A 6,772-nucleotide genomic window follows, 5' to 3' on the forward strand; every position below is an offset into this window, starting at 1 on the left:
CCCGCCCGGAACGCCTCGCCGACGGTCCTGCCCTCCAGCTGCGGGTGCCCGCCCACATCCACCGCCGCGAACAGCAGCACCCGCCGTTCCACCGGGAACGCGCCCAGGATCTGGCGGCCCATCATCGCCCCGGCGAACGCGGGGGCGGCCAGGTGGGAGACGCTCCGGCTGCGGGTGGAGGCCCGGGGGTGGGCCGCGCGCAGGGTGCGGTAGACCGCCGTCGCGAAGTCGTCGTCGTACAGGCGCAGCACCACGCGCAGGTCCGGACGCACGGCCCGGGCGTACAGCACCGCCTCCAGGTTGGTCGTGTCGGCGCTGGTCACCGCGAGGAGTGCGTGCGCGCGATGGATCTTGGCGGCCTCCAGGACGCCCTCCTGGGTGACGTCCCCGAGCACCACCGGCACCCGCAGGCGCCGCGCGGTGGCCAGTCCGCGGGCCTCGGGGTCGGACTCGACGCACACCACGGGGATGTTCAGCTCCCGCAGCCGGGTCAGCACCCGGGTGCCGATCTTGCCGAGCCCGAGGAGAACGACGTGCCCGCCGAGCCCGCGGGGCGGTTTGCGCAGGGAGGACGTGGTGCGGAAGGTGCCGAGGACCTCCAGCACCGCGGCGAGCAGCACCGGAAGGAGCAGCAGTCCGGCGAGCCCGGACAGGAGCTGGAGGATCTGCCGCCCGACGGACTCACCGATCGCGGGGTCGTCGATCGCGAACAGGTCGAGCAGCGTCAGGTAGAAGGCGCGCAGCGGGTGGATCCCGGTCACCAGCCACAGCGCGACCGCGAGCGCGACCACGCAGCCCACCATGCCGGCCAGCGACCACCGCAGCCGCCGTGAGAACAGCGAGGCGAACCAGGGCATCACACCCCGGCCGTCGGGCAGGGCGGGCCCGGCGTACGACACCTGCTCCAGCACGACGGTCGCGCGTGCGCCGCCGTCGCGCACCGCCGCCGCGTCCGGCAGCAGCGTCGGCCCCTGGTCGCCGCCGGGCCCGGAGGTGTCGGTCGGTGAGAGCAGGGCGAGCGTGGCAAGACCCGCACCGGAGCCCGCCCCTGCCCCGGGCCCGGCCGGTGGCCGTTCGACGGCCCGCAGCAGCAGTCCGCCGGTCTGCAGGACCTTGCTGGTGCCGGTGAGAGCGGTGGCGGCCAGTGCGGGCGCGGCGGTGTCGGCGTCGGAGAGCACGGTGGTGGAGGCGTCCAGCCCGGTCCCGTCGGCTAATTCGCCGGCGGCCAACGTGGCGGCCTGGTCGAGGAGTTCCTCGATGTGCTGGCCCAGGCGCCGGTTGTAGAGGCGCAGCACGAGCCGCAGCCGGGGATTGAGGCGGCGGGCGGTGAGGGCGGCGCGGATGTTGGTCTCGTCGTCGTCGTACACGAGCGCGAGCGCGTCGGCACGTGCCACGCCCGCCTCGGCCAGCGCGCTCTCGCTGGGCTCGGCGGTCTCCATCAGCCGTATGCCGCCCGGTGGTTCGCCGGTGGCGGCGACGGGCGCGGGAGCGGTGCCGCCGCCGTTGCCGGTCAGGCCGGCGGCCGCGGTGACGACCCGGTCGAGCAGCGCGGACGCGGAGCGGGCCCGCACCACCACCGGTGGCCGCACGGACCGTTCGGAGGCCGGTACGACGAGCGTGACCTGCTCGCCGTAGACCCCGGTGAGCTCGGCCGCCAGCCGGTGCGCGAGCCCGTCGTCCCCGCACACCACCATGTGCGCGGCCGTATCGCCCGGCAGTCCGGGCCCCTGGTTCGGAACGCTCCCCACGAGGGAGAAGACTGCCTCACCGGGACGGATGTTGCCACGTACGACAGGGGGGGTGCCACGTACGACAGCGGGAGGGGCCCTTCCGCCGGCGTCTCTCTGCCAAGAAATCCCCAAACCGCCGCGCACACTGAGCAATCGGACCTTCCCCGCCGTACGCACGGGCAGGGGAAACCAGCACCTCACCTCCGGAGGGATCCCGGCCGTGGCCGTCACCAAAGCACCCCCGCCCACGCGGGACACCGGCGAGGACGCGCGCCCGGCCTCGGACCCGGAGGCGCGGCGCCTGAACTCCCCTCTCGTGCTGACCCTGTTGATGCTGGGGGTGGTGCTCGCCCAGGGGCCGATCCGGGGGGCGCTGGGCGCGCCGGTGATGCAGAGCTGGATGACGGTGTTCGTCGCCGTGCTCGTCCAGGCGCTGCCCTTCCTGGTGCTCGGGGTGCTGCTGTCGGCGGCGATCGCGGTGTTCGTGCCGCCGTCGTTCTTCGCCCGCGCCCTGCCGAAGAACCCCGCCCTCGCGGTGCCGGTGGCCGGGGCCGCGGGCGCGGTGCTGCCGGGCTGCGAGTGCGCGTCCGTACCGGTGGCGGGCGCGCTGGTGCGGCGCGGTGTCACCCCGGCCGCGGCCCTCGCCTTCCTGCTCTCCGCCCCCGCGATCAACCCGATCGTGCTGACGGCGACCGCCGTGGCCTTCCCGCGCGACCCGGAGATGGTCGTGGCACGGCTCGTCGCGAGCCTGCTGGTGGCGTGCGCGATGGGCTGGCTGTGGCTGCGCCTGGGCCGCACCGACCTGCTCAAACCGCCGGCCCGGCACGCGTACGAGGGGCAGGGCAGGGGCGCCGCCTTCTGGGGCTCGGTCCGGCACGACGTGACGCACGCGGGCGGCTTCCTGGTCGTGGGTGCCATGGCGGCGGCGACCCTGAAGGCCGTCGTCCCGCAGACGTGGCTGCGTACGGCGGCGGAGAACCCGGTGATCGCCGTGCTGGCGCTCGCCGCGCTCGCCGTGGTGCTGTCGATCTGCTCGGAGGCGGACGCGTTCGTGGCGGCCTCGCTCACCCAGTTCTCGCTGACCGCCCGGCTCACCTTCCTGGTCGTCGGCCCGATGATCGACCTCAAGCTGTTCGCGATGCAGACGGGCACCTTCGGCCGCGCCTTCGCCCTGCGCTTCGCCCCCGCCACCCTCGCCCTGGCGATCGTGGTCTCGGTGCTGACCGGGTGGGTGATGCTGTGAACCGGCAGGCACAGTCGGCGGTCCTGTTCGTCCTCGGCGCGGCCCTCCTGCACGCGGGCCTGACCGACCTCTACCTCCGCTACGTCAAGGCGGGCCTGCGCCCCCTGGTGCTGGCGGCCGGGGTCGTCCTCATCGCGACGGCGCTGGCGACGGCCTGGTACGAGTGGCGCGCCGGTCCCGGGCAGCAGGAGCACGCCCACCGCGAACCCCGCGTCTCCTGGCTCCTCGTCCTGCCCCTGTTCGCCCTGATCCGCGTCGCCCCGCCCGCCCTCGGCTCCTACAGCGCGATGCGCACGGGCACGGCCCTGCAGCAGTCGTACGGCTATGCGCAGCTCCCGAAAAGCGGGCCGCTACGGCTCGGTCTCGCCGACTACGCGGGGCGCGCGGTGTACGAGCACGGCAAGGGACTGGCCGACCGGCAGATCACCATCACCGGGTTCGTCGCCCTGGACCGCGCCGGGGCGCCCTACCTGGTCCGCATGGCCCTCAACTGCTGCGCGGCGGACGCCCAGCCGGTCAAGGTCGGCCTCACCGGCCGGATCCCGCCGGTCCTCAAGCCGGACGGCTGGCTCCAGGTCACCGGCACGTACACGGCCAGGCGGACCAAGGACACGGTGAACGGCGGCCCGATCCCGTACCTGGAGGTCACCCGGGCCAGACCGGTCCCGACGCCGCGCGATCCTTACGACGAGACCTGGAACAACTGAGCCCGACCCCACCGCCCGGCCCCGCAGCCGCCGCGCGTCGACCCGTCCGGCCCTTGCCGTTGCCGGTGCCTCCCCCTAGCCTTCGATCTGACGACCCATCAGATACCGGCTAGGGGGCAGGCAATGGCCGTCACCACCGAGAGCGGAACCGGGGCGGGACCGGGCAGCAGGGAGATTCCCAAAGTCATCAGCGTGGACGATCACGTGATCGAGCCCGCGCACCTCTTCGAGACCTGGCTTCCGGCGAAGTACCGGGACAGGGGGCCCAAGCCGCTCACCGCCGGCATCGGGGAGCTCGCGTACGTCGGCGGGAAGTACCGGTTCACCACCGATCCGGAGGGGCAGCTCACGGACTGGTGGGAGTACGAGGGCGAGCTCTTCCCGTACAAGCGGATCATCGCGGCCGTCGGGTTCTCGCGGGACGAGATGACCCTCGACGGGATCACCCGGGAGCAGATGCGGCGGGGCTGCTGGGATCCCAAGGCCCGGGTGGAGGACATGGAGATGAACCATGTCGAGGCCTCCCTGTGCTTCCCCACCTTCCCGCGGTTCTGCGGGCAGACCTTCGCCGAGGCCAAGGACAAGGAGGTCGGGCTCGCCTGTGTGCGGGCCTACAACGACTGGATGGTCGAGGAGTGGTGCGGGGACAGCGGGGGCCGGCTGATCCCGCTGTGCCTGATCCCGCTGTGGGACGTCGAGCTGGCGGTCGCGGAGATCCGGCGCAACGCCGAACGGGGCGTCAGGGCCGTCACGTTCAGCGAGATCCCGACCTATCTGGGGCTGCCGTCGATCCACTCCGGCTACTGGGACCCGTTCTTCGCGGCCTGCGAGGAGACCGGGACGGTCGTCAACATGCACATCGGCAGCAGTTCGCAGATGCCGGCCGCGTCCCCGGACGCGCCGCCCGCGGTCCAGGCGTCGCTGTCCTTCAACAACGCCATGGCCTCGATGATGGACTTCCTGTTCTCCGGCGTCCTGGTGAGGTTCCCTCGGCTCAAACTGGCGTACAGCGAGGGCCAGATGGGCTGGATTCCGTACGCCCTGGAACGCGCCGACGACGTCTGGGAGGAGCACCGGGCCTGGGGCGGGGTCAAGGACCTGATCCCGGAGCCGCCGTCGACGTACTACTACCGGCAGATCTTCTGCTGCTTCTTCCGGGACCGGCACGGCATCGAGGCCATCGAGACCGTCGGTGTGGACAACGCGACCTTCGAGACCGACTATCCGCACGTCGACTCCACCTGGCCGCACACCAAGAAGGTCGCGTGGGAGCACGTGGCCGGGCTGTCCGAGGAGGTCACCTACAAGCTGCTGCGGGGGAACGCGATCCGGATGCTGGGGCTCGACTTCGACCGGTAGCCCGCCGGCCCCGCAGCCGACAGCCCGGTCAGTGGCTCCAGTCGAGGGCGGCCAGCGCGCGTGCCCGTGCCTCCGTCACCGCCACGCGGGCCGCCCGTTCCGCCGGGTCCACGTGGGCCGCCTGCCCGGTCACCTGGCCCTCCCACTTGCGGTAGAGGAGGCCGGGCTCGGCGGTGAACCAGCCGCGGCTCACCGCGTCCAGGGCCAGCAGCAGTCCGGTGTCCTCGGAGGCGGGCAGGGCCATCCAGCCGCCGAGGGCGAGCAGCAGTTCCCGGCGGACGAACAGGGTGCCGGGGACGACCAGCGGGAACGAGTGGGCCTTCCAGTGCGCGAGGAGCGCGCCCGGGGCGAGGGGGCCCTCCTCGGGGTCGCCGGGGGAGGCGATCGTGGAGCCGTCGGGGAGCCGGTCCAGGGCTCGGGAGGTCGCCCAGCCGAGCGCGGGATCGGCCTCCAGCGCGGCCAGGTCCCGGGCCAGCGCGCCCGGGGTGAGCAGGTCGTCGGCGTCAAGGACCTTCACGTACGGCCCCGTTGCGTGCGCGAGCGCGATCGTGCGGGCGACGCCCGGTCCGCCGGAGCGGCCCTGACGGAAGGTCACCCGGGGGTCGTCGGGTATGTGCGGGCGCACCTGGTCCGTCAGGCCGTCCTCCTGTATCACCCAGTGCCACTCCCAGCCCGGGGGCAGTTCCTGTTCGCACAGTGAGGCGTAGGCATCCGGCAGGAATCGGGCGGAGGGGGCATGGACGGCCGTGATGATCGTTATGCGCACAGCCCCAGACTAAAACGTGATCAGAAACGAAAAAGACCCGACCGCTGGCGACGGGGGATGCACCAGCGGTCGGGCTATGGCCAACACTAACAAGGCCGCAGGAACAGCGGGAGCGGACTCCTCGCCTGCGGGGACAAGTTGTGATGGGGATCACGTAATACGCTTCAGTCGCACGGAGGATCGTACGAGAGCCGCGGCAGGTACTCCTCCCAGGCCGAGTGGGTCAGAACGTTCGCGGTCGTGGCGCAGATCCGGCTGATCGCGTCGTCGACGTCCAGGTCCCACAGCCGGACGGTGTCCGAGCCGCTGGAGACCCCGAGCATGCGTCTGTCGGGGCTGAAGGACAGGAAGCTGCCGGTCTTGGCGCTGGGGCTCATCGACTGCCCGATGGGTTCGGCCGCGGAGGGGTCGGCCACGTCCCAGAGCCGGACCGTGTTGTCGTTGCCGCCGCTGGCCAGCGTGGAGCCGTCACGGCTGTAGGTCAGCGACACGACCGACTCGCTGTGCCCGGTGAGCGCCGCGCCCGTCCGCTCGGCGTGCGCCGGATCGGTCACGTCCCACAGCCGGACCGTGTCGTCGTCACCGCCGCTGGCCAGGGTGTGCCCGTCCGGGCTGAAGACGAGCACGTTGACGGGCCCGGCGTGTCCGGTCAGCGGCTCGCGGAGCGAGGCCGGCCGGGTCGGGTCCGTCACCTTCCACAGCCGGATCGTGCCGTCCGCGCTGCCGCTGGCCAGGGTCCGGCCGTCCGGGCTGAAGACGAGGCTGTCGATGTACCCCCGGTGTCCGGCGATCGGGCCGTGGGAGACCGGGTGCGCCGGGTCGGTGACGTCCCACAGCTGGAGACTGCGGCTGTCGTAGGCGGTGGCCAGGGTGCGGCCGTCGGGGCTGAACGCCAGGGCGTCCGGTCCCATGAACCGGGACTGCAGGACGAGCGCCGGACCGTAGGGGACCGGACGCCCTGGCGTTC

The 6,772-nt window shown here is 72.7% G+C and carries 6 protein-coding genes; 3 read left to right on the top strand and 3 right to left on the bottom strand.

Translation table 11 applies throughout. The features are described 5' to 3' along the window. Positions 1-1,694: NAD-binding protein (locus EHS43_RS33255; RefSeq protein WP_125194379.1), on the bottom strand; the 1,694-nt coding region annotated here is incomplete at its 3' end. A gap of 256 nt (positions 1,695-1,950) precedes the next feature. Here EHS43_RS33255 and EHS43_RS33260 point away from each other — a divergent pair. The 3 genes from EHS43_RS33260 (at position 1,951) to EHS43_RS33270 (ending at position 5,039) form a co-directional block, all read left to right on the top strand. Further along, complete coding sequence (locus EHS43_RS33260) at positions 1,951-2,973, top strand: permease (protein ID WP_125194375.1); 1,023 nt, start codon at positions 1,951-1,953, stop codon at positions 2,971-2,973. Beyond that, positions 2,970-3,680 (top strand): TIGR03943 family protein, encoded by a 711-nt coding sequence (locus tag EHS43_RS33265; protein WP_125194376.1) that lies wholly within the window; start codon positions 2,970-2,972, stop codon positions 3,678-3,680. Before EHS43_RS33260 ends, EHS43_RS33265 begins: the two co-directional genes overlap by 4 nt. A gap of 123 nt (positions 3,681-3,803) precedes the next feature. Further along, positions 3,804-5,039, top strand: a complete 1,236-nt coding sequence (locus EHS43_RS33270; RefSeq protein ID WP_125194377.1) for an amidohydrolase family protein — start codon at positions 3,804-3,806, stop codon at positions 5,037-5,039. A gap of 28 nt (positions 5,040-5,067) precedes the next feature. Here the strand turns inward: EHS43_RS33270 and EHS43_RS33275 are convergent, their stop codons facing one another. After that, the gene (locus EHS43_RS33275) at positions 5,068-5,805 is read right to left on the bottom strand and encodes a glycosyltransferase family 2 protein (RefSeq protein WP_125194378.1); all 738 of its coding nucleotides are present in this window, start codon (positions 5,803-5,805) and stop codon (positions 5,068-5,070) included. A gap of 164 nt (positions 5,806-5,969) precedes the next feature. Next, a partial coding sequence (locus EHS43_RS33280) for a WD40 repeat domain-containing protein (RefSeq protein ID WP_148104147.1) occupies positions 5,970-6,772 on the bottom strand: 803 nt, incomplete at its 5' end.

It is taken from the genome of Streptomyces sp. RP5T, from assembly GCF_003933965.1.
In the GTDB taxonomy this organism is placed as follows: domain Bacteria; phylum Actinomycetota; class Actinomycetes; order Streptomycetales; family Streptomycetaceae; genus Streptomyces.

What these genes read in the sequence shown, in the direction of transcription:
- EHS43_RS33270 (WP_125194377.1), top strand. Translation starts at nt 3,804, where the DNA reads ATGGCCGTCACCACCGAGAGCGGAACCGGGGCGGGACCGGGCAGCAGG.